The organism is Paenibacillus sp. JNUCC 35, from assembly GCF_058269095.1.
In genome coordinates, this window is the sequence record NZ_CM177771.1 from 5,913,309 (window position 1) to 5,937,153 (window position 23,845).

A 23,845-nucleotide genomic window follows, 5' to 3' on the forward strand; every position below is an offset into this window, starting at 1 on the left:
GCTCCCGGAACAGCAAAAAGGCCCCGTTCAACGCCGAGACCTTCTGCGTGGTATAAAAACGAGCCGCAGCTCAGTAAATCCCTAAAAGCTCGCCGCAGCCATGACAAATGTCCAACTGCATCCATTCCCTATTCGTGCACTTTACGGAACATATCCGCTCCTGTGACATAGCGATATTTTTTCGTTCCACCCTTACCGGTGATCTGAAAAACTTGGTTATCCGGATTATAAGTTACCGTATCTCCATATCCAGCCTTCAACGCCGCTTGAACATCAACCGATTGGATCTGACCTTTTATATTTTTGTAAATATAGATTTCTTTTGCATAGGTCGATGCGACAACCTCGGTTACTCCATCCTTATCCAAGTCTTGCTCGTAAATGCTCCATGCATCCATTTGTTCGTAGGCCACAACCTCATCTTGGTTTAAGGCAATCCAATACACACATCTTCTTTCGGGTCCGCATTTGCCATCCAGCCGAAGATTCATCAAACCAAAGGCATCACTTTTTTGAAGTTTCGCTTCACTCATTTTTCCATAGCCAATTTCATAAAACTCATCCTCGGTAGAACCAGGATGGTTGGTAAGCTGAAAACCGAAATAAGAGATTGGGTCTTTATCCGATTTTGTGTAATCCATTTTTGTGTAATCCATATACTTGCCGATTCCTTCAATAGACACCGTCTCTTTTACATGTACAGACGCTAACGGCAGCCGCGACAAAGTATATCCCCTAATTCCCTTATCTGTATCAGGGATGACCGACAGTTCCTTTGCAGGCTCGTAATGCAGGGTGATATCTTCACCAGAAATTTCTTTCGACCCCATGGTCACCATATTTTCCGTAATTTTAAATGCTGCCGGGAAACGATCAAAGACCTGAAAAATAGAGATGCAGATCAGAAGGCCTATCAGCGGAGCAGCCATATAGAGTAGTGGGTTTTTCAGTTTCTTTCTTTGATTCTGTTCAACCCGGGTAAGCACCGTTTGTTTCATCTGTTCAGTGAATACGCCTCTCCCGACGGAGCTTGCCTTAACCAACGCTGCCCAATTCGGTTTCTCACGATTCATGGTTCAGATTCCCCCATCTCTTTTCAACTTCCTTACGCGCTCTGCTCATTCTTGACTTTACCGTTCCTTCAGAAATGTGAAGTAATTCCGCTATTTCTTGAATAGTCAACTCATGTTCCAAACTTAGAATAAGAACCTCTCTTAGTTTTCGAGATAAACCCATAATAATTTCCCGGAGATCTGCAGCCGCCTGATTCGCCATATAGGAAACCTCGGCTGACTGTACTGTCCGAGTGCTTTTCACATTTCCAAACAACAGAATCCTCCGAAAATAACTGGATTTCATTTCATTAATCGCAATATTTCTCGTAATGGAAAACAACCAGGTTTTGAAAGAGGATTGTCCTCTAAAGGTAGACATCTTCAAATGAACCTTAAGAAAGACTTCTTGCGCAATATCATTGGATTGTTCGTAATTACCGGTTAATGCATAGGCATACCTCCACACATCGTCCCCATATTGAGTCATAAGATTGTACAATTCCGTATTATCGACTTCTTGAAAATATTTTAGGTACTCCGTTTCCATCTATCTCCCCCCTCCCAACCTATTAGACAAGATAGCGTGCTCAAAGTTCCCTAAATTGAATCGACGCTATGAAAATATTTTTGAATACGGAGGAGAGTCTACGTACGAGTGGTAGTATGAGGCAGAAAAACTGCCATGAATGAGCTCCTGACCTGCTAAGGGGCAGCTAAAAAATCCCATCCGGCCAATAACGGCTCCAGGTGGGATTTTCGCTTCAGACGAATGTAAGTTTGTCCTAAGAAAATAAACATTAGACCGGATTGACCAGCGCTCAATCGCTTAACACTGCCAGACCAAGCCGGCTTATTCGTTCAGGATCGGAGATCAGGTCGACCTCGACAATTTTTTCTTGATTCATTGTAAACTGGAGTACATAGAGCAATCTGCCCCGTGGAGCTACTATAATTCCTGCTTGTCCTTTCACGAGGGCTAGTTGTGCCGCTTTCTGTGCACGTCCCGAAACTTGTTTCGCTAGTGCGAGCGCTCCTCGCGTTACTCTGGAAGATCCTGTTTGACGATCGTCACGAAGGATAACATCCGGATCAAGCATAGCTACAAGAGTTTCGAAATCGCCTGAGTGAGCCGCGGCCAGAAAAGCTTTAACGACGTCGCGTTGGTAAGCAAAATCGACTTCCGGCATTGTTTTCGCTCCGCGAATCCGTTGGCGTGCCCGGCTCGCAAGTTGTCTTGTTGCGATCTCCGACTTTCCTACAATAGGAGCAATCTCATTAAAGGGCATGGCGAAGACATCGTGGAGTACGAACGTGATGCGTTCAACAGGATTCAACTTACCCAGCACGACTAGCAGTGCAATACCGACGGAATCAGCCAATACGGCTTCTTGTTCGGGATCGACTATATTCTCTTGGCTCGTGAAAGAATGGGGCAAGTGAGTTTCTAACGAATCTTCGCGCCTGGATTTTCGCGATCGTAACATATCTAGACATATACGCGAAACAACGGTAGTCAACCATCCCCCCATGTTCTCGATGCCTCTTCCATCCTCGCGACTAAGACGCAGCCAAGCCTCTTGTACGGCGTCCTCCGCTTCACTCAATGATCCCAGCATTCGATAAGCCACTGCCTGGAGGTGCTTCCGGTGTGCTTCGAACGTATTTGCCAACCCAACTTGTTTGCTCATCCTTCTAACTCCTCGCACAAAATAGAATCCTCTATAAATACTGACGAATTCAGCCCGAACAATGTGACAAGACAAGGTGCCAAACATTTGCTGATTTTTTTCCAAAAAAATGTTGTCACATATCCCATGAGTTGATTCGTCAGCTTATTAAAGGGCCGAAACAGGTTCTAATCAAAATTAAAGGAGATTCCCCCATGAAATCGAGAATGGAAAGTCCCGCTATAGTCGTACCCGATGTGCCCCAAGCCTTACAAGCCCTAGGCAAAGCCCTGTTTGCATCCGCAGAGAAGACAGGGATTCCGAGTCGTACGCTCTTCCTTTCGTATCTTCGGGCAAGCCAGATCAACGGGGACAGCGTATGTGTCGAACTTCATTCACGCAATGCCTTAGCGGCAGGCGAAACTACAGAGCGCTTACTAGCCGTGTCGGCATGGCGTGAGACGGAACACTTCAATGACGCCGAACGCGCTGCCCTTGCGCTTAGTGAATCTGTTACCCGACTCAGTGATCGAGAAGATCCAGTGCCGGATAAGATCTTTAATGAAGCGGCCCGACACTTTGATGAGGTTGCTTTGGCCACCCTTATCGCCGGAATCGCCACGGCCAACCTCTGGAATCGTTTTAACGTTTCTACAAGACAGATCGCCTCAGTTCCTGCGGGAAAATAACGAAAATTAATTATACAGCCGTTAATGGAGGGGGTTGAGCGGCAGCTTTCTTCCCCCCGATATGATTGTTTTTCAAAAAAAGCGGAAGAAGGTACTTTCAATATGGCAACAGTGTTATATATTACGGCAAATCCACAGGATGAAGAAAAGTCATACAGTATGTTAGTCGGTAAAGAGTTTGTACAGGCGTATCGATCCGCAAATCCATCGGACGAAGTGATCCATCTTGATCTTTATAAAATGGAAATACCCCAACTTGATAAAGATATTTTTAGCGGGTGGGGAAAGCTGAATACGGGTATTGCATTTGAAAAATTAACCCAACCAGAGAAAATGAAACTAGGCCGTATCGGAGAGTTAGTTGACCAATTTGTTGCCGCAGACAAATACATTTTTGTTACTCCGATATGGAACTACTCGTATCCGCCTGTTATGAAGTCATATATCGACTCCGTTTGTATAGCGGGCAAGACCTTCAAGTATTTACCCGATATCGGCCGTGTCGGCTTGCTGAGCGATAAAAAAGCTTTGCATATTCAAGCTAGCGGAAGCTTCTTATCACCGGGCTCGGATGATGCAGACTTAGAAATGGGTCACCGACACCTGAAAGCCATTATGGAATTTTTGGGTGTTCCTAGCTTTGAGGGGATATTTGTTGAAGGAATGGCCGCTGCACCCGAGCAAGAACCTGCGATAAAAGAAAAGGCTCTTCAACAAGCGCGTGAGATTGCACTAAGATTTTGACGTTGATTTAAATAAAAGCAATTATTCCTGCCGACAACCCTAGCGCCAGGTTGCAATCCCGTGCTCCTCTGCTTCGCTCCGTCCGTGGACTGAACCCTCGGGCTTCTTCTCCCACCTCCCGGAACAGCAAAAGACCCAGCCTCTCGGCTGGGACCTTTTTGGTTGTATGGAGGCAAACCGTGCTGTGCAAAACCACAATTCGTAGATGTATGATGATCAGGATATTCAGGGAAGCTGCCTAAATTTCAGTACAAGATCTTTCCCTTTTGTCCGTTTGTTGCATGTAAGAAATAGGTTGGACTGAGCAATTACCTTTTATAAAAAAGGCGCATCCCCTGAGATCGTTTCGATTCTCGGTAAAGGTTTCCTGTCTGTTCTCGTTTATCCAATGATAAGTAGTCGTGCCTAGCAAATAGGAACCCGTAGGAACATGAATTTGAACACATGATCGCTCCAATCCTTTAAAATGTGCTCTAATCCATCTACACTTTTTTCGAAAAAACTCAATAACTTCCCTTACAGACCCTGTTATGCAACTGAATAATTTTTTTTAATAATTGCAATAATGAAAAAAGAGAATCAAAAAGAGTGCATAATAAAAGATTTAAGGAAGCCAAAACGTAGGAGGTAATCATGGGCAGATTAGTTCATTTCGAAATTCATGTAGATGACATGGAGCGTGCTAAGAAATTTTATGGAGAGGTATTTGGATGGACATTTGAGGATTGGAGCAGTTACGCTGGAATGCCCTATTTCGGAGCTATGACAGGTGATGCGAATGAACCTGGAATTAACGGTGCTTTGATGCAACGCCAAGGTCCTCCCCCAAATCCAGACCAGCCTTTAAACGGTTATGTGTGCACATTGGGAGTAGAAGATTATGATTCTACAGAAGAGAAAGTTCTTTATCATGGAGGCAAGCTCGCATTGCCAAAGTATGCACTGCCTGGAATGGCGTGGCAAGGGTATTATATTGACACGGAGGGGAATATTTTTGGTATTCATCAGCCAGATAAGAATGCAAAATAGATTTTTTCTTCTTTACACATAGAAAAACCCGACCTCATACGGTCGGGTTTTTCATGGTGGAGGCGAGCCGTGGCTTTGTAAAACCACAATTCGCCGCAACATGCTGAATCGGATGTTTTTCTAACGGCGTCTCATTTGCTGTCTCTAAACACTACAAGATTCACAGAGGCTCTACCCATGCTCTTCTAGCCATGCAATCCTCCCGTTAAGCGGGGGCTATGACGATAGGGTCCTACCGGGATTTGGATTAGGCTCGTTAATCCTTGCGAAGTCATCTTGTAGATCTCATCACATAATCGTGCATCAAATCCGAGGAGCGGATGTCCCCCTAATCCGATAGCCGATGCTGCTAATAACAGACGCTGCAGCAGCATCCCCGCTTCCATCTGTTGGATGCGGTATCCCCTATACCCCATCGCTGTTGCGAGATGATCCTTGTCCCCTGCAATATGAAAGCATAACGGTACTTGGAACAGGTTCACATTATCGGAAGGCATTCCTTGCTGCAGTTGGAGCCGATGATCCCCATGACGTATCAATCGTAACGCATGAGCAGCGCTGTCATAATGGTAAGCACCTTCCGGAATACCCTCAACGTTATACAAACATGCGTACAGTGAGACGCGGGAAACGGAGTTCTCATGGCCTTCGTCCAAATCATTCCAATACCTGAAGGAAGCCGTGGCCTCCCGCAGCAGTAAAGTCATTTGCTCTTGGCTTACCTTGCTCATCCTAAAATCACTGTCCGGTGAATACCGCCTTCGGCTTACTGACGCAAGATCATACGACAATCGCTTCACATAGGGCAGAACTACCGCACGACCCCCGCAGGGAGCGATCTTCTTCTCCCCGGTTCGCGGTATCGATCGAAGCGATTCCAATAGGGAGGCTTCGTTCATTTTGATTAGCATCGGAAATTCCTTACGCCTCTGGGACCGGCTGTACTGATTATGTTGAACCGTCGGCAACTCCCGGCACAATTCGGCAGCGGAGACACTCCCGTCTCCCTCACTCCTACTCGCAAACCAAGAGATCGCTGGCTCCACCGACAACGGAATCACCGCATAAACACTTTCCTCTTGTTCGGATATCCCGAGAAGATAATTCACGGCCCGATCAAGAAACCGGAAATACACTCCCGACGCAAAGCCAAACCGTTTGGCCACCTCCAAGAGCTGCCCGATCAGCGCACCCGCATCCAATCCTTGCAGGCGGTAGGAAAAGTTATTGTATTTAAAGAAGTTTTTCCAGAACATGGCCGATACAAAAACAGTGCCAAAGCAAGCCGAAGCGTCATAGCGACTACCCATAGCCGCGGCTAAATAGGAATCGAAGTTGCCTTCGCGCAGCAGCACCAAGCGGTGGTGTGCCACATCATAATGATATACCCCTGCAGGCAGATCCTCTATCTTCAGATACACGTATAATTCATTCGGATATAACGCTCCCCCGGAGGGGGCAAACCGTCGGTACATCTGCAGCAGGCCCATCGTTTGTACCATGGAATTCGAGGCAAGAACGGACTGGGACAATTGAGTGAGCCCGAATACGTGCCAGAGAAAATGACCCACTCGGCGAAGGTCGGGCTTCATTGGAGCTTCGCCACCTTCGAGCGTCAGCGGTATTTCTGGAGATAACGGAATCACAGGCAAACCGCGATAGAGCTTATATGCAAGCGGCCCGTCTTCCCAATCCACCGCCAAGTCCGGGGGCTTGGTCTTGTCAATGTCATAATGTAAATTGTACAGAAACGCCTCCAGACTCATCCTTGTCCCTCCTTATATGAACGAGGGTGGTTCACCACGCCACGTTTTTATCCCTATGGAAACGGATGCGGATGTGGATTGAGATCTTCCAGCCTAAGCGGCTTCTCCGCATACCCGAGTTCCACAGGTACCCGAAGCACCCGCTCCAACCCTGCTAAGCGGGTAAAGTGATGTCCGAATGTCATCGGCAGCATCCCGGGGATCAGCACCTTCACGCAATGCAGTCCATTCCGCATGATTTCCGGCGCTGTCACATCCACCACGATCACATCGAGATTCAGTCGGTGGAATGCCTTAAGAATGTCCCTCAGATCATCCGTTAAATCGGCATGCCTTGCCTCCCGCTTGAATTCCTCTTCAAACGTTCGCAACGGGCGATTGTCATCCAGCAGAAATTGCAGGCGCTCCTGCGCTTGCGGCAATCCGTAAAGCAGTGAATGATCCTCCATCTGCTGCACCAGGGATGAATCATGGAACATTCGAACATACGTCTCTCGGTTCGAATCCAGCTTTTCGTCAAGGGACAGCACCATGCCGGCCAACTCGTGAACCGCACTTTTCACGGCCCGTAACGGATCCGGATGAGCCCCGGCCGCACAGATGAGATTCACTCCGGTTTGCTTCCTGTTTTTTGCCACTCCCCATACGCTTGGAATCCCATTCTCCATCGTCGAGTTAAAGAAATGCACATCAAACCCCGCCACTGCCCGCAAACGATCGATCATCAACTGCAATTCTTGGTCGTTAGCGGAAAAAAGGTCAAGGCGCGGGAGCGGCAGCTGCGCATACCAAGTCATCAGAAACGAATCCCGTTCCACCACTTCCAATATGCCGTAAAAAATAGCCTCCTCCAAACTTCCGCCTAACGCGCATCCGTTGGAAGTTTCAAACACAGAGCTATGCCCGCAGCCCATACTGTAATAGGCAAGATGTTCCGGAACTAGAATCGGACGCTCTTGCAAAAACGAATACCCCCATACCCAATCGATTGGGTGGTCGGGATCAAACGTTGTATACGGAGCCCCCGGCTGAGCATACTGTTCCTTCGTGTGCACCCCCACTTTGACGGGGTCGAGCGCTTGATCCTTCAGATTGCGGAAGCTATCTCGGATTACCGTCCGTTTGCTTCGGGGTGCCAGACCGCAGTACCGCTCCAACCCCTCCAATATGGCGGTCAACTCGCTCACCGCATAAGAATGAGTCCGGCCTGCCGTTCCCACGTCCTCTGCAAGCAAAGGCAGATTCACACTCACATCAGCAAACGGCGACTTGAGGTCAACCATTTTCCCATTCAGAAAGCCGGTCCGGTAATCCAGATAGTCTTGGGTCAGCACTTTATTCAGCTCATCCATCCCGCGGCAGCGGTAACTGTCTGCGCTGATCTTCGGACTTGGCTGCAACGAGATATGGGCTGCCGCCGATGAATCGTCAAGCAATTGACTGCAAACCGGACACAGCGGGTCAGGGAGAACGAGGTGAAGTGTACTCTCCAGCGTTTTCAGGTTGATCAAAAACACCCTCTCTGCCGAGTGAACCGTTTGGCCTTGTAACACCTTCCGTGCCTCCACTGCCAGCAAGTGAGCCACCTGCAAAAGTCCTGTACGTGACGCCCATGCATCACGCTCTACTCCCCCGTGTGTCACCAGTCTCTGCTGCAGCTCCCGCATTTCCCTGCGTTCGCGTCCCGCCATGAGGCGCCGCGTGTCTGCACACCGGGAGCACCCTCGTGTACCCGGACGAACCAGCGGTCCGATCACGCCCTCACCAAATGAAACGAAACCACGCAGCCAAGGGATGCCGGCTGGCTGCAACAGCTCTTCTGCCTTTTGATGAATATAAGGATTCCAAGCATCGTTCAACACCAGAACCAAATCTACCGCATTCGGTACTCCTGCCTCGAAATCACTCTGACGAACGACCTCAAATCGGGTTGACAGTTCTCCGCACACGCAATCCGCCAACACCCCTTCTCCAACAATCACAACAGCAGCACTCACCGGGATCCCTCCTCTCGCAGCACTACACCAAACACCCCTGCCACTTCCTCTTTCAAGAACGGTTCTACCGCCAGATCGAAGACCAGAAGCCTCTTACGGTTTCGATTCAAAACCTGCAAGGCGGATTGCAGATCCGCTGGTTGTGACATTCCTTCACTTGCGGGGATCTCGAGGTTTAGTGGCGCTTGTTCTTCCAAAAGCACGGACGAAAACTCCAATGCTTGCGATTTGAAGCCATCCGGTTGGTTTTGTGCCCCCAGCAGAGCTTGTTGTAATGCTTTCCGCAGCGCCAGGGTCACATTTAAGCCTACACTGCGATACCAGCAATCACTCGTACGGACCCACACCACAGGAAACCCAGACACTTCCTCTCCCAAGGCGATCACCGGCGCTCCCTTCATCGTCGTCAATGCTTCCAAATAAAAAAGACAGTGTTCATCTTCTACCGTACGCAATTGTACCCGAGAAACCAAAGGCAGCTGAGACACCGGTTGCTTGCCCAGCACTTCCTCCAAGCACCTTTGCAACCCTCGGCAAATGCCTTCCGCAACCACCTCTCCCGCTCCGATACCGATAAATTCCTGCGGTTCTATCCTGCCGGCCTCTTCTCCCTGATGAGAAGGAAGCATCGAAACGAGCAAGCCGGCCATCCGCGACACATAGGCTTCAATCCCGGCCAGCCCCGCTTCCCGTCGCGCCTCCTCATGCGTCAGATCGGTACAAATCACATCCGGCAGCAGCCCAGCAGGTCCTTCCGATAGCGGATCGATGGCCTGAACGCGACACTGAGAGAGCGGCAGCTGCGTTAAATCCCCCTCCTCCCAAACATGAAAAATCCCTGATTCCGCCGATGTCAGTCGGCTAAAATAAGGAATCAATCCATTCTCGCTTTTGTTTGGTCTCCGTTCGGGCTGAAGATCGAAATCATGAATCCATTCAGGTGCGCTAAGTCCGGTCACAAGCGGATGGGGCAGGAACGAATGCCACCTTCCTTCCAAAGTCTCCAGATTAAGCAGAAAAAATCGATTATTCTGTTCCGAATCGTCCGCTCCCGTAATCTTTTTAAATAGCTCAAACACGCTCACATTGGCCAACATCGCTCCCGCTGTTGAAGAAAAGGTATGCAGTTGCGGGTCTTTAGAAATTGCGGATTCGTGTAGGCGACGCCACGCTGACTCCCAGCATCCCTCAAAATCCGGATGTACTAACGGTCCCGCCAGACCCACCTGCTGCAAGCATACAGCAGAAAGAAACAACTTCTGCTCCTCCCGGCAAGCTGCATGAAGAACTCGAAGTTCCCGGGCATCGTTCTCCCGTGACACAAACAGAATCGAATCAAACGGCCTCACCGCCTCCCGCCAACAACTCCCCCCCTCCTTCTGCAAGGTAACCTCCTCTACTGCCACCTCGGAGTCCGTTATACGGGCATGTGCCACCAGTTCTGCCATCCGCTGCCGGTCAGTCGAATCCGTACCCGAGACCAGTACATAAAACTTGGGCAATCCGGATTCAAGCAGCGCAGAAATCGCCGAGATCAAAAATGGACCCGAGCCGACCAGCAATACTTTGGCTTGACGATAGGACTGAAACCGGTACGCGCCCGAATCACCGAAATGATCCAAAAATTCAATTTGAGAAGCATACTTTGTGAGAACCTCTTCCGGCAATTGATGTGGAGTATCGTGGCTCACATCCCGAGCAAAGCCGTTACGATACAAAACTTCTGCAATTTCATATACCTGGTTCCGGTGTTCGTCCGGCAATCCGTCAGTCAGATCCTCCAACCTATGCTCCCCATTGAATATCGGTATCAGTGTTTCAATCCACTGATCGATCGCCTCACCTTCCATGCGGAACGAGCTTACATTATTTCGAAAATACACACCGCTCAAATCAGGAAGAAAAAATGTATCCCTTTTAACCTTTAGACGCATCGAAGGGTTCAAATTTGTCATTCTGCTCCTCCTCCGTAGGCTGTTCTCAATCTGCTCCAACACTTCACAAGTAATCTTATGTACAGCTATTTGTCCCTCATGACTGTAACGTTGAACTTCTGTCTTTTCGTCCCTAACGCAAAACACCCCTAAATTAGATTAGATTAACCCAAGGGTTTTTCTAACATCTATTCTAGGGGTGCACATCAAAAGGATACAGGGCCTTTCTCTTCTCAAGTAATATTGGACACAAATATTTACTTATCGGCAATAAATACCTTATTGTCCTCCACGGTGACAGTTGTGACAATTGGAACAGTTGTGACAATTGGAGCAGTTGTGACAATTGGAGCACCTGAAGCAGCTGGAGCACCTGAAGCAACTGGAGCACCTGAAGCAACTAGAGCAATTGAAACAACTAGAACAACCGAAACAGTTGAAACAGTTGAAGAAGCATAAACGAGCCGATTGTTCGTTTTGATCGTTCCAAGGAGTCACCTCGCTCGCCTTAAATTGGGAAACATTCAATTTCGCTAAATCATTTTTGTAATCGTTCATAATCTTACCTCCATTTTTTATAAACAGTTTGATTGACAGCATAAACTGGCACTGGCAAGAAGAACAGAACCAAGATCATTAAGTAGAAACGACTTCGTCGTCCTTTTCAAAGCACGACGGTGTTTCTGCGAGAAACAACTGTCCTGTCGTGATCCGCCAATTCTAATACTTCATGACAACATATGAATCGAACTCCGCTCTTGTTACTGATCTAAATGCCTGTATTTTATTTTTTTTCGCTGAACAGAGTCATGCAGGGAAATACAAAAAGAAGCCTGCCACCATTCCAGTGACAAAGCTCCTATGACTGGAACCATATCGTTGCCGTGAGCCCATGCGAATTCAAAGATTGATCGGTGTAGTGTTTACATCCTAGTTGATCACTGGAAAGACATTTTGGACACAATGAATTTCGGATCCTTATTTTACTTACGTCTAAAGGGGTTATTTAATGACTATCGGTGAAGCAACAAATTATTTTGCGGGAAATCTTATAGAAGTTAATAAACTGGGAATTATATTATAGCGGAGATCTTATATGGGGAATGATTAGAGCGTGAAAAAAATACCCAAACTTCTATTGATGTGCGTTCTCAGCATTACGTTTTTGCCTTCACCGGTTTCTGCGGAGCCGCTAAAGGTTTCAGAACATAATATTACCGATGCATTTTTAGCAACTATTGCACCTGCAATTGGCAATGCTCTGGCTGGTTATTATGGCGAACTTAAACAGTTCGGACTTTACGATGCAGAAATCGTGAGTCTGGAAAGAAAAACAAAAGGTGGGTTCGACTTCATTTGTAAAGTTGCAGTGAGTACCTTTGAAGGAGCCCACAACCCTCCATATGGAGACGACATTCTTACATTGGATATTTCGGGAGGGAAAATACATGTAATAAAATTTGAGCATAAAGATAAAAGAAAAGGTTGACCAATATGCAATTAAATACAATACATAAAAAAACCTCCAAAAATCGTTATAAACGATCATGGAGGTTTTTTCTCACTCTAAGCCGCGAGTGATTGGAAGCATCTCCTTGCCGCAGTGGCAAAATTATGTTTCAAGCCACACAGCCTCTCGGCTAGCACCTTTTGCTGTTTGATGGAGGCGAGCCGTGGCTATGCAAACCACAATTCGCCGCAGTGTATTAGTTAGGATGTTTGGGGAGGTGGCGTCAGCGATTTAATCTTATTAGCAACCCCAAAAGGAACATGTGCGGTTGGAGAAACACTCGACACTCCCTCAATATGACCTACCTGATCGTCGAAAAAGATATGAGGACGAAATACCTTTAATACTCTCCCCTTCTCTATTCCACCAAGGAAGAAAGCTTCATCAACTAGTATACCAAGAGTTCTTAGTGTCGTTACTACGCGTTCATGTGCAGGTGCATTTCTAGCAGTTACTATAGCTATCCGGACACGCGGGGAATAAGCATTATCCTTCTGCTTTTTTTTCCACTCACGGCGCTGAAGAGTGGCTATTTCACCAAAAAATTTAAAAAGCGGTCCGGGTGGCAGAGCTTCGCTTGCCTTTTGCCTCTCATTCTCATGAAAGCCTTCCATTCCAAGAGCCTGATAGATCCCTTCCGCTGAATCGTCTGCAATGATACCATCAAAGTCAAACGCAATCCGAAGTTCCAACTCTTTCTCATCATCAACAAATCCAGTAGGAAACACCTGGGCGGCTGGCAAACCCATTTCGATGGCAGATCGCACATCGTTAGGATCTGCCGAAAGAAATAATGAAGCGTTAAATGCATTCATATAAATGAATGGATTCGATCCTGCAACGAATGCAGCACGAGATATCGAAAGTCCATAATGTTGAATAGATTTGAAAACACGAAGACCCGTATCGGGATCATTCCTCGACAATAGCACGACCTCAACCGGTTGGTCGGCTGGATCATCACCGTTGATCATGAGTAGACGTTTGATCAAAGGGAAAGCAACTCCCGGTTCTAGCACATCCTGTTCATGATCATGTTGATATTGGCGATATTCTTCCTCTCCCTTTTCCTTAAATACCTTGTCGGACTCCTCCAAGTTAAAAAGGGCACTTGAGGCGACAGCTACTACAAACTTATCTTCTATAGGAAAAGGCATGGTCTCCCCCTTACTGTTATATGTGAGATAGTAAATTCCAGTGGGGAAAAGCCAGTCCTTTCCCGCTGATTATTATCTCAAATAATACTACATCAATATTCGACTCCATCTTCCAAATCCCTCCACTTACAAATAAAAAAGTACCTAATCAACGTCGCATTGACGTAAGTCGGGTACTTTGTTGTGCAAAACCACAATTCGCCGGAGTATGATGGCTTGAATTTTAAGTGAGTTAAAAATTATCTAGTATGCATAGAATATAAAAACTTCCGCATATTAATGAAATATTATGACGTTATTGTATATAAGGAGTAATTCTCAATATTACCAACGACGAAGAACAAAGCCTTTTTAGCGGCGTATCGCAAAGGAATGACTACAGCACAAGAGGGAGGCTCATCAAGCTCTTGCCCCTACAAAGATTGTCGAACTCAAGGTGGCTCCGTCACGTTCAGCAGAGCATTTAAAAAATATTGGATAATGGGTTACAATGATTTTTCAGAAGAAGCAGCAACTTCATCCGTTACTATAGTATGCTCTGAGTCGATTACCTTTGCCCCTGATTGAATATCTCTCATCAAATCATATACCTGCCCTGCATCCCTGCTTCTGCTTAGATAACTTTGATATGCTTGCATCGCATTCCGAATTAATTCAGGATAAAGTACTACACGTGCGTCTTGACTCTTGAGTTTAGCAACGTCCTCTTCTCTTTTACGGGAATCTTCCCACCCTCGCAAAGGTTTTCCCAATACGCAGATGAATTCAAGTGGTTCCTTGGCTCCTGTTTCATCAAGAATTCTTTGCATAGCGGACCTATACTTATCTATTTGCTTACCTAATTCCCAATAGTCCACTACTCGATCAGGACGCTTTAACTCTATAACTACATTCTTCCCTGATACATTTTTATACCTAATATCTAGCCTCGCTCGTCTTTCTTCGTCACTTAAGTCAGCATCAAGAGCACCAAAAACTTTGTCTATGCGTTGTTCCATGTAATCGGAATCTGTAGCTCTTTCCCATGAAGGATCTAATAACCAAAGGTGGTTGAAAAGATGTTCTTGAATAAACTTTTCTAGATCGTTAGCATCTACTTTATCTTGAAGTACTCTAATTACCTCTATACGTTCCTTAATAATCTGATAGTAAAGAGAGGCTTCTAAATCATCCAATCTACCAAATACTTCACTCAAAGCCTGTAAGTTTTCCACTGAGATTTTATCTAAAGCATCAAGATTATCTCGGTACCTTAGACTTTCGAATGCTAAAACCGCATGGCTAAAAAGTGTACCTCTATCTTCGCTTGATTCTGCAGTCATTTGGTTAATACGTCCGAACAATTTTGTAGCTGATGATTTATAATCCGGTGATAAAGAATTAAACCTCTGGTTTGGTTTATCCCTATTGGCGTAATTATAGGTGAATGGTTGCTTTCGCAATTGCTAGCAGCAGCATTAGCAGTTACTATTAGTGGTATATCATATGTGGTAGTCTCAGAAATTGCAGCGACTTTAAGAAACGATAATCGATATGACCATTATATGGCTAAAATTATGCAAGGAAATCTTTAGATTGGAAATTCACTAACTTTACCATAGGCTGTTGGAAGACTTGTTAATTCTATGTTTGTAAGTGGGGAAGAGGACGTTTGGTCTAGAAATTACACATTAGCAGCAGAAGTAGCGAATGTAGCTGGTGGGAATAGATTTCCTGGTGGCCTTGAGTTAACATGTAATTAAGCACCTGGTAATTACTACCACACCCACTATCATACATGGAAAAGAGTGGGCGGACATTCTTTCTTTTAATAGGGGGGTCTTATGCAAATAGAAGAACTTGATAAGCTTTTTAAGAAATCCAAATTGCCATTTAGGTATTCATTGGAACATGTGGAGAAAATACTTAGAGACAAATATAACACAATCGAGATCGATAAAGAAATAGTTGACGATTTGAAGAAAGATCCCTTTGTTAACTACGAAAACATTATAAAATGTTATAGGGTAAATGATAGTAAAATTCTTTCCGCTCTCTTTAATGATAATGAACGGAGTATGCACGCTGAGACTCGGCAACGTAATGCTAATGAGCCAATATCAAATTCTGAGATTACGGAATCTGAGTTACTCTGGAGAGATATTCAAGAAGGAAAGTTCCTCCAACTAGTACTCGAAAGTGCAGATAGGGAGTATATTTCTTCGTTTACTTTACAAGGTTTAAGCGAAAAAATGTTAGATGAATTGATCATATTTAAGGGTATTCCACCAGAAGAAGGTTACATAGGGAATCCCGCATATGAATTTTATTTAAACGTTTTGCACAAAAATGATTTAATTTAAATCGGTCGAGCTCTATTTAACAAAAGCATCGTTTAAGAATGCAAAAAGGAGATTCTTGAACGATGCTTTTTGGCGTTTGTCGTAGAGATCCCTCCTCAGCAGCAATAGGATCGTTACGGGTGGGGGGAGAGAATTACACACCTGTAGGTACAGCGGGCGTAGTAAACTTAAATACGTCACCTACCGTTACGGAAATCCGGAAAAAACCAAGGAGTGCAAGAATCCGGAGCTGGGACGAGAGTACATCGAAACCTGCGTTTTGTCCCAACTAAAAAAGAGAAAATCTTCAATGACGAGGCCATCCCCCTACTCGCAAAGCAGCTAAACAAATTTCAGAGCTCAAAGAAAACGGATATTAAAGAAGCGAAGGAACGATTGGAAAAGAGTTTGGAGGGCATCGAACGGCAAATCTTGAACTTCGTCAACGCAATCGCCAGCGGCATTTCCAACACACCGCCGATCGACAAGCTAGAAGAATTGGAGAAGCGGAAGCTGCTGGAAGTCCGGTCTCAAAACGAGAAAGCAGTCATCACAGAAGAAACTCTGCGACAACTGCTTTCTCAGTTCGGTGCCCACATCGCAAACCGCGATCTTCCTGAAATCAAGAAGTTCATCGGTAGCCATGTGGAAAAGGTAATCGTCTACGAATATTTACGGACAAGGGGCCGTTTTTTGCAATCCGTAGCATTATAAATCCACAATTTGCCGCCGCTTGATGCTGAGGATGTTTATTTCTCGATGCCCAGATATGCATGAAACGCAGGATTAATTTCATATCTTTTAGATGAACCATTACGCTCTGCTAATCTCTGAGCTAGTTTATTTGTTATTTGTGATGGTTTTTTATCACTATAGTATTCGAATTTATCCTGTTGAACTTCTTGCCCAAGAAAGGTCATCTCGCAGAGAATATGAATAACCTCGCTTGTTTCTAACTCACTATTTACTTTTAAACATTCATCTAATTCTTCCTGTGTTATAACAGAGCGTTGCCCAGCAAACTCATAAAAAACTAACTCTAAGTCTTTTATTCGGTTACCATTCTCGGGAAATAATGATTGCAATGCATATTCTGAATATGAATATTCAGCAGCCAAAAAGTCCTCTTCTTCAACCTTCCTATGATTTCGATTCACCGCCTCCTGGAGAGCCATCTTGAAAAAGAAAATGATATCCCTGGGGCGAGGAATGATTAAATTTTCTATGTATTTTTTTAATGGGATACCCTTAACATTTTCACAAAAATACTCACTCCAGAGTGCATCAGGGCTCGTAATTCCATTGCTACTATAATCAATTCTCTTCTCAATAACCCGAAATAATAAATGTGGGTCAGACCAATTAAGATATTTATTAGCTATCTTATCTCTCTCTGGTGCATGACTCATAATTCTTGAAAAAATATCACTCCTTAGAAAAACTACCAATGACAAATTAACTTTGACGTGCTTATATGTATTACGTTGAAATTCATCTGTAATTCTGTGAACAACATTCAGCAACCCAAAAAGAAGATCACTTAATTTTCCTAGATCCGCATTGTCATTCCAACCTTTATCTAGATTATCAATTAAGATTTTTACGTGCTCTTTTTTCTGCAAAACATTTCCCAAATGCGTCCTCAAATGATGAATCATATTCGCATGTAGATATTCACTAACCTTAAGTCTTTGTTGTTCCACAGTATCCGACTTCCCGAGTGATTTAAGATCATTAATGACATTTTCCAATCTAAGTGTAAAATCAGCGTTAATAAGTCGCTCGTTTGTTTGAACAAAACTTTCAAATGCTCTTTCATTTTCAGATTTTTGAAAATGAAGTGGTTGGTTCATTAAAAACTCATAGTATTGTTTAGATATCTCCGTATAAATTAGGTATTTCCAAATACTTTCGATAAAATGTCCGTGTTCAGAGTTATTAATTAATTTGGTGAGTATATCCAATACACCTTCAAATTCATGCCCTTGCGGTTGAATTGGAATAACAAAATTCCTTTTGTCTAAAGACATCTGACTTTTCAGCTTCATTAAATTAGCTGTTTTGCCGGTTCCTTTCCTTCCTACGAACAAAATCTGCTGAGCTTTTAACGCTTCATTATACTCGGCTGTTTCCAAAAAATACTCTACTAAATCATGATTTTCATTTTCTGCAACATAATCGCCTAGGATTAGATTTGATATCTTTCCTACGGCTTTTTGGTCTGCTTTATATCCTCGATGGTCTACCTCTAAACTTCGGTACTTCTCAGAGATCGGATCGAGCCAATTTTTAATAAAGGTTTCACATTGAGTGGACGAAGAATGGATTTTTAACTGATCATGATAATCTAATGGGGATTGAAATGGAGCGTGAGCAAGCAATAAGGTTTCAATTTCCAATCCTTTTGATAATCCAGCAATCAAGGCCTTTCTGCCAGCATCAATATTACTCTCATGAGGACTATCCATCGTATGGAAATGAATGATAACCCCAAACGCATTTGGAAGTAAATCTAAATACCAACTTAATGGTTCACTACCCTCATATGGGTCATCCACTTTTGTTGGTAACTGCGACTTGGTAACTGTGGACTGCACTATACTTGATGCATTTGTCGTCGCCTCACACTTTAAGTATATTAGATTTTTACTAATACCGCCCTGTGGAATTTTTATACCTACTGTATCTGTATATTCATATGGAACATCAGTAAAAAATTTTTCTACAAGTTGTTTCGAGTTTTGATATCCTGCATAACCAATTGTTGTCATAACGTTAAAGCTTTTATAATTAGCTGCAGCTTTAGAATGTGTACTGTTGAGCGTAATCCAAATTTTCTTTTCTTTAGAGATTGCGTAACCTAACTCATACAGGACATTGTAGTTAAGATATGTAAGATCACACATAAACAAATCACAATCATCAATTGCCTTCAAAATACCATCAATAATATACTTGCCACCTATTGCAAGGTCTTCCCATGTTGTAATTACTACATTATTCGATTCATTAATATTCTTTACTGCTGTCCTTATATCTTCTAATAAATCATGTTTATGACTGGAATAAGCATAAAAGGCTTTCTTAATGCTCATTTTCTTTACTCCTCACTCAATTAAGTTGATAATGTAATGAATTATTATATATTGATATTCTCATACTCTAGTAAATATTATCCAGTTTACTACACCAAAAGTCTAGTCTAAATATAGACTTAAGACCATTTTGAAAGAAAAAAAAATAGTGCATAATCAAAACATATAAGGAAAGGGTGAGGGCAATGTAACCCGCTTGACAGAATGACACTGTTCTTACAAAAACAAATAAATAAAAGAAAGAAGGAACATTGCTAATTAAGTGGCAAAACTCCTTCTTTCTTTTTTGTGGATTTAACATATGGAGGTGAGGGGAGTATTGCAATCCCCATCCTACCTGCTCACGCAGTACCCCTCCGCCGACAACCCTAGCGGTAGATTGCAATCCCGTGCTCCTCCGCTTCGCTCCGTCCGCGCGGACTGAACCCGCGGGCTTCTCCTCCCGCCCTCCCACAGAACAACAAAAAAGCCCCAGCCTCTCGGCTGGGACCTTTCTGTTGTTGTATGGAGGCGAGGGGAGTCGAACCCCTGTCCGAAGATAACGACACATAAGCTTCTACGGGTGTAGTCACGGGTTTGATGTCACCCAAGCAAGCGCCCCGTAACCGGCTCTCGCTAAGGTCAGCCTGATTGTCTTCTTCAGCACACCCCAGGCGGAGATGTGACAGCGTATCCCACTAAAGGTTAGCCCCTACATCCGGCACATGGGCGATACAGGAGAGGAGCACGCTCACAGGTTATTAAGCTGCGAAAGCGTAGTTTTGTTGTTGTTTGCCGTTTAATAGGCTTTAGCGTTGATGAAGCGGACGCGTCCCCACTACCCGCTACCCATGCTCGAACTACCCCCGTCGAATCCAAAAACGCCCCCGTAATAGAAAAGGAACTCGGATGCAACGGCTCATCGAGCCGGATGCTGTGTTCTTCTTACTCATTTATTATACCACATTTCCCGCCAAAAGCAGGTGCTGATCCATGGAAGTCCAGGATCGGTTTCCCACCCGCTCCCGCAAGGAGCAGCTAATAAACCACATTGTTACCTGGCGACCTTCTGCTTCTCACGCAGAGCCCGCTGAATATCACGCTGAGCATCGCGTTTAGCCGCTGTATCGCGCTTGTCGTACTGCTTCTTACCTTTACCGAGTCCGATCAGCAGTTTCGCATAGCCGTTGCGGATATAAATCTTAAGCGGGACCAGCGTATAGCCTTCCTGCTTGGAAGCGCCGATCAGCTTGTTGATTTCCGCTTTCTTCAAGAGCAGCTTTCTCGCTCTCGTCGGATCGGTCGGATTGTTCCGGTTTCCCTGTTCAAAAGGACTGATGTGCATATTATGCACGAACGCTTCGGCATTGCGAATGGTTGCGAACGAATCCGAAAGATTCGCCCGGCCGTTCCGCAGGGATTTGATTTCCGTACCCGTCAGCACAAGCCCGCACTCGTAAGTATCTTCAATAAAATAGTCATGCGAAGCTTTCTTATTTTGTGCCAGCACCTTGCCGTCCGCTTTCTTGGTCACGGTCATCCCTCCAGTCGTCCATGCTATTAATACCCCATTCGTGCCTTTTTGAAAAATCGGAGTGTATTTTATTGTAGCAATTTCCCTGCCAAAAATCAAGAAACGCCCGGGCCATGGCATGTCCGTTAAAAAGACGTGCGCACGGTCGGGCCGTTTCCTTAATTCTCATGTATTTATTTGCCGTTATAAAAATTCAACAGGCTTAACTTTTAGGCATGTAAGCTCTGTTTATGCAAAAGGATAAACGCCTCACTGTCTGCGTACGACCCACCATCGGAATGTATGCCAGACAGAAGCCGTCAGGCGTGCGGATTCCTACGGATCATCGCGGAACCATAAGCCTATCGCAAATCACAGCGGGCTTAAGACCGTCAGCTGCGCCGCGGTGGGCAGGCTCCTTCCCCGCTTGCCCCTGCCGCCCGCGCTTGCTAACGGCGCGGACGTCCACGCCGGCCGCCCGGCTCGGACGGATCGCGGCCGTCCGGCGTGTGCCGGTCGCCGCGAACCGTCTTCGTCAGCGCGTTTACGGACGACGCCCAGTTGCCGGAGTACGTCGACTCCGTCCGCGGGCCGCCATTCTCGCGGCCTGACGCCGCACCCGCGCCCGCATCGCGTCCCCGCCGGCCGCGGCCGCCTTGGCCGCCGCCTTCGCCGGACTCACCGCGCAGCGAGACGCCGCGGGCCGGAGCGGCACCTTTGCGGCGCTTGCCGCCGCCCTCGGTGCCTGCAGCCGGCGTTACGGCCGCTTCGCCTTCGGCTCCGCCGCCCTTGCGCTTCCGGCGCCGCCCGCCGCCATTCTCGCCGGACTCGGTCACGAGTCCGTTCTCACGGCCTGTATCGGGCGCTGCAGCCGGATTGCCTCCCTTGCGGCGCTTACGTCCTCTGCCGGCTCCCGGAGCCTCCTGGGACAAGCTGCCGCCCTCAGACGGCGTGCCGCCAGGTGCCGCTGCCGGTGTGATTCCGAGCGGCGCTTCGCCCGACGCGCCTTTCTTCTTCCGTCTGCGGCGCTTGGTTCCGCCGCCCTCGGATGCTCCTGCCTCATCGGCAGCACCGGCTACTCCACCCGGCGAACCGGGCTTCACGATGACATCCCGCACACGACCGCGGTCTTTACCGCGTCCGCCTTTGACAGGACGCCCGCCTGCAACGCGCTTCTTCTGGCCGCCGCGGCCGCCGGACTTGCTGCGGTCAAGCATGCTGAACTTGTTGGACCGAGGCTTCATATCCACCATTTCGAAATCGATGGTTTTCTCGTCCATATTAACCCGGCCCACACGGACTTTAACTTCGTCGCCGATCCGGTAAATTTTCGACGTGCGTTCTCCGATAAGGGCATGCTGCATCTCGTGATAGTGATAGTAATCGTCCGTCATATCGCTAAGCCGGATCAGGCCCTCGACCGTGTTCTCCAGCTCCACAAAGATACCGAAGCTCGTCACGCTCGAAATAATGCCCTCGAATTCCTCACCGACTTTATCCAGCATGAACTCCGCTTTCTTCAGCGCATCGGTTTCACGCTCGGCATCAACGGCAACCCGCTCCCGCTGGGAAGACTGCTCGGCAATATCGTCCATCCGTCCGCGCAAATATTCGCTGCGCTTATCGGTCAGGGCGCCACCGTTCTCCAGCACTTCCCGGATCACACGGTGAATGATCAAATCCGGATAACGCCGGATCGGAGACGTAAAGTGGGAGTAGAACTCCGCCGCCAGACCGAAATGCCCGATGCTGTTGGAATCGTAACGGGCCTGCTTCATGGAACGGAGCATCACCGTACTGATGACGGTCTCCTCCTTCGTCCCTTTGATCTCTTCAAGAAGAGACTGGAGCGCGCGCGGGTGCACGGTATTGCCGCGTCCGCGTACCACGTAACCGAAATTCGTAATGAACTCCATGAAATGCGCCAGCTTCTCCGCGTCCGGATCTTCGTGAATCCGGTACAAGAACGGCACCTTCAGCCAATGGAAGTGCTCGGCAACCGTTTCGTTGGCCGCCAGCATAAACTCTTCGATGATCATTTCCGCGATGGAACGCTCACGCTTGACGATATCGACCGGGGTTCCGTCCTTGTCGACAATGATTTTCGATTCCTGGAAATCGAAATCGATCGCGCCGCGCTGAATACGCCGGTTGCGCAGCTTCATGGCGAGCTCTTCCATCAGCTTGAAATCGTCCACCAGGTGGCCGTAACGCTCCAGAAGGTCCGCATCGGGCTCTTCCTCTGTTAGCAGCTTGCGGACGTTGTTATAGGTCATTCTTTCGCTTGTTTTGATCACGCTCGTAAAAATGTCGTGCCTCACCACGTTAAGCTCGGCATCGAACTCCATCTCGCAGGACATAGTCAGGCGGTCTACCTGCGGGTTGAGGGAGCAGATTCCGTTGGACAGCCGGTGCGGCAGCATCGGTATGACCCGGTCCACCAGATACACCGAACAGCCGCGGTTGTAGGCTTCGCGGTCCAGTGCGGAATTTTCCGTCACATAGTAACTTACGTCCGCAATGTGGACGCCCAGCAGGTAGTTGCCGTTCGGCAGCCGTTCCACGTTTACGGCATCATCGAGATCCTTTGCATCCTCGCCGTCGATGGTCACGATGCGTTTACCGCGCAGATCCCGGCGCTTCTGGCTGACAATTTCCTCTTCCGTGATGGAGTCCGGCACACTTTCCGCTTCCCCGATCACTTCTTCGCTGAACGCTTCCGGAAGCTGGAACTTGCGGATGATAGACAAAATGTCCACACCGGGGTCGTCCTTGTGGCCGAGAATTTCGATCACTTCGCCCTGGGCAGCCGCACGGCCCTCGGGATACTGGACAATGTTAACGACGACCTTTTGTCCGTCTGCCGCACCGAGGAAAGCATTTTTCGGAATAAAAATATCCCGTTGCACACGCTTGTCATCCGGAACGACGAATCCGTAGCTTTCGTGGTTCTGGAACGTTCCCACGATTCTCGTGTTGGCGCGTGTGACGACGCGGTCCACTTCCCCCTCGAGCTTGCCTCCGGCGGCGCCTTTGCTCGTAACGCGGACGAGAATAATGTCATTATTCATCGCCGTATTCATGTCATTGGCATGAATGTACACGTCGGGGTGATCCCGGTCGTCCGGAATCAAGAATCCGAATCCTTTGGGATGGGCCTGTAGCCGGCCGCGGATGAGATTCATCCGTTCCGGCACTCCGTAACGGTCGTTGCGCGTGCGCAGCACGTGTCCGGATTGCTCCAAGTCGTTAAGCAGCTTGACGAAATCTTTAAATCCCGCAGCGCTCTCAATGCCGAAATGCTTTTCAAGCTCCTGGTACGTCATCGGCTTGTACGCATTCTCGTGCATAAAATTTAATATATCCTGCTCTGTCACCATAGTTGTCAC

The 23,845-nt window shown here is 46.8% G+C and carries 18 protein-coding genes and 1 other RNA gene; 6 read left to right on the forward strand and 13 right to left on the reverse strand.

The annotated features are described in order from the left end of the window. Positions 1-128 precede the first annotated feature (128 nt). From AC2TF6_RS26755 to AC2TF6_RS26765, 3 genes are all read right to left on the reverse strand, one after another. Positions 129-1,073 (reverse strand): hypothetical protein, encoded by a 945-nt coding sequence (locus AC2TF6_RS26755; protein ID WP_491309259.1) that lies wholly within the window; start codon positions 1,071-1,073, stop codon positions 129-131. Beyond that, positions 1,063-1,602 (reverse strand): RNA polymerase sigma factor, encoded by a 540-nt coding sequence (locus AC2TF6_RS26760; RefSeq protein ID WP_009676356.1) that lies wholly within the window; start codon positions 1,600-1,602, stop codon positions 1,063-1,065. The genes AC2TF6_RS26755 and AC2TF6_RS26760 overlap by 11 nt, the downstream gene beginning before the upstream one ends. A gap of 271 nt (positions 1,603-1,873) precedes the next feature. After that, on the reverse strand, positions 1,874-2,743 hold the full coding sequence (locus AC2TF6_RS26765) for a sigma-70 family RNA polymerase sigma factor (RefSeq protein ID WP_491309260.1): 870 nt from the start codon (positions 2,741-2,743) through the stop codon (positions 1,874-1,876). A gap of 194 nt (positions 2,744-2,937) precedes the next feature. Here AC2TF6_RS26765 and AC2TF6_RS26770 point away from each other — a divergent pair, with 194 nt between their 5' ends. From AC2TF6_RS26770 to AC2TF6_RS26780, 3 genes are all read left to right on the forward strand, one after another. Beyond that, positions 2,938-3,411 carry a carboxymuconolactone decarboxylase family protein gene (locus tag AC2TF6_RS26770; RefSeq protein WP_491309261.1) on the forward strand — a complete coding sequence of 158 codons (474 nt, stop codon included), beginning with the start codon at positions 2,938-2,940 and terminating at the stop codon, positions 3,409-3,411. A 102-nt stretch (positions 3,412-3,513) separates the two neighbouring features. Further along, positions 3,514-4,155 (forward strand): NAD(P)H-dependent oxidoreductase, encoded by a 642-nt coding sequence (locus AC2TF6_RS26775; RefSeq protein ID WP_491309262.1) that lies wholly within the window; start codon positions 3,514-3,516, stop codon positions 4,153-4,155. Between the two features lie 633 nt (positions 4,156-4,788). Continuing rightward, positions 4,789-5,184, forward strand: a complete 396-nt coding sequence (locus tag AC2TF6_RS26780; RefSeq protein WP_491309263.1) for a VOC family protein — start codon at positions 4,789-4,791, stop codon at positions 5,182-5,184. A gap of 185 nt (positions 5,185-5,369) precedes the next feature. Here AC2TF6_RS26780 and AC2TF6_RS26785 read toward each other — a convergent pair whose 3' ends face one another. The 4 genes from AC2TF6_RS26785 to AC2TF6_RS26800 all read right to left on the reverse strand — a co-directional run bounded on the left by AC2TF6_RS26785 (position 5,370) and on the right by AC2TF6_RS26800 (position 11,481). Further along, complete coding sequence (locus AC2TF6_RS26785; protein WP_491309264.1) at positions 5,370-6,950, reverse strand: SagB family peptide dehydrogenase; 1,581 nt, start codon at positions 6,948-6,950, stop codon at positions 5,370-5,372. A gap of 53 nt (positions 6,951-7,003) precedes the next feature. Next, positions 7,004-8,947 carry a TOMM precursor leader peptide-binding protein gene (locus tag AC2TF6_RS26790; RefSeq protein WP_491309265.1) on the reverse strand — a complete coding sequence of 648 codons (1,944 nt, stop codon included), beginning with the start codon at positions 8,945-8,947 and terminating at the stop codon, positions 7,004-7,006. Beyond that, positions 8,944-10,902, reverse strand: coding sequence for a putative thiazole-containing bacteriocin maturation protein (locus AC2TF6_RS26795; RefSeq protein ID WP_491309266.1), 1,959 nt, complete (start codon positions 10,900-10,902; stop codon positions 8,944-8,946). The genes AC2TF6_RS26790 and AC2TF6_RS26795 overlap by 4 nt, the downstream gene beginning before the upstream one ends. Positions 10,903-11,160: 258 nt before the next feature. After that, on the reverse strand, positions 11,161-11,481 hold the full coding sequence (locus AC2TF6_RS26800) for a heterocycloanthracin/sonorensin family bacteriocin (protein ID WP_491309267.1): 321 nt from the start codon (positions 11,479-11,481) through the stop codon (positions 11,161-11,163). 514 nt (positions 11,482-11,995) lie between these two features. Here AC2TF6_RS26800 and AC2TF6_RS26805 point away from each other — a divergent pair. Further along, entirely contained in the window at positions 11,996-12,370 is a 375-nt protein-coding gene (locus tag AC2TF6_RS26805; RefSeq protein ID WP_491309268.1) for a DUF3888 domain-containing protein, read from the forward strand. 221 nt (positions 12,371-12,591) lie between these two features. Here the strand turns inward: AC2TF6_RS26805 and AC2TF6_RS26810 are convergent, their stop codons facing one another. Together AC2TF6_RS26810 and AC2TF6_RS26815 are read right to left on the reverse strand one after the other, a co-directional pair. Next, entirely contained in the window at positions 12,592-13,548 is a 957-nt protein-coding gene (locus AC2TF6_RS26810; RefSeq protein ID WP_491309269.1) for a 5'-nucleotidase, read from the reverse strand. 485 nt (positions 13,549-14,033) lie between these two features. After that, a complete protein-coding gene (locus AC2TF6_RS26815; protein ID WP_491309270.1) occupies positions 14,034-14,870 on the reverse strand; it encodes a hypothetical protein in 837 nt (278 codons plus the stop codon). 501 nt (positions 14,871-15,371) lie between these two features. Here AC2TF6_RS26815 and AC2TF6_RS26820 point away from each other — a divergent pair. Next, the gene (locus tag AC2TF6_RS26820) at positions 15,372-15,890 is read left to right on the forward strand and encodes a hypothetical protein (RefSeq protein WP_491309271.1); all 519 of its coding nucleotides are present in this window, start codon (positions 15,372-15,374) and stop codon (positions 15,888-15,890) included. A 213-nt stretch (positions 15,891-16,103) separates the two neighbouring features. Next, positions 16,104-16,583, forward strand: a complete 480-nt coding sequence (locus tag AC2TF6_RS26825) for a hypothetical protein (protein ID WP_491309272.1) — start codon at positions 16,104-16,106, stop codon at positions 16,581-16,583. Positions 16,584-16,618: 35 nt separating this feature from the next. Here the strand turns inward: AC2TF6_RS26825 and AC2TF6_RS26830 are convergent, their stop codons facing one another. The 4 genes from AC2TF6_RS26830 to rnr form a co-directional block, all read right to left on the reverse strand. Continuing rightward, the gene (locus AC2TF6_RS26830) at positions 16,619-18,964 is read right to left on the reverse strand and encodes a P-loop ATPase, Sll1717 family (RefSeq protein ID WP_491309273.1); all 2,346 of its coding nucleotides are present in this window, start codon (positions 18,962-18,964) and stop codon (positions 16,619-16,621) included. 502 nt (positions 18,965-19,466) lie between these two features. After that, positions 19,467-19,832: a transfer-messenger RNA gene (ssrA, locus tag AC2TF6_RS26835) on the reverse strand. 165 nt (positions 19,833-19,997) lie between these two features. Then, positions 19,998-20,477, reverse strand: a complete 480-nt coding sequence (gene smpB / locus AC2TF6_RS26840) for an SsrA-binding protein SmpB (protein WP_009674535.1) — start codon at positions 20,475-20,477, stop codon at positions 19,998-20,000. 428 nt (positions 20,478-20,905) lie between these two features. Further along, positions 20,906-23,836 carry a ribonuclease R gene (rnr, locus tag AC2TF6_RS26845; protein ID WP_491311722.1) on the reverse strand — a complete coding sequence of 977 codons (2,931 nt, stop codon included), beginning with the start codon at positions 23,834-23,836 and terminating at the stop codon, positions 20,906-20,908. Positions 23,837-23,845: the final 9 nt, after the last annotated feature.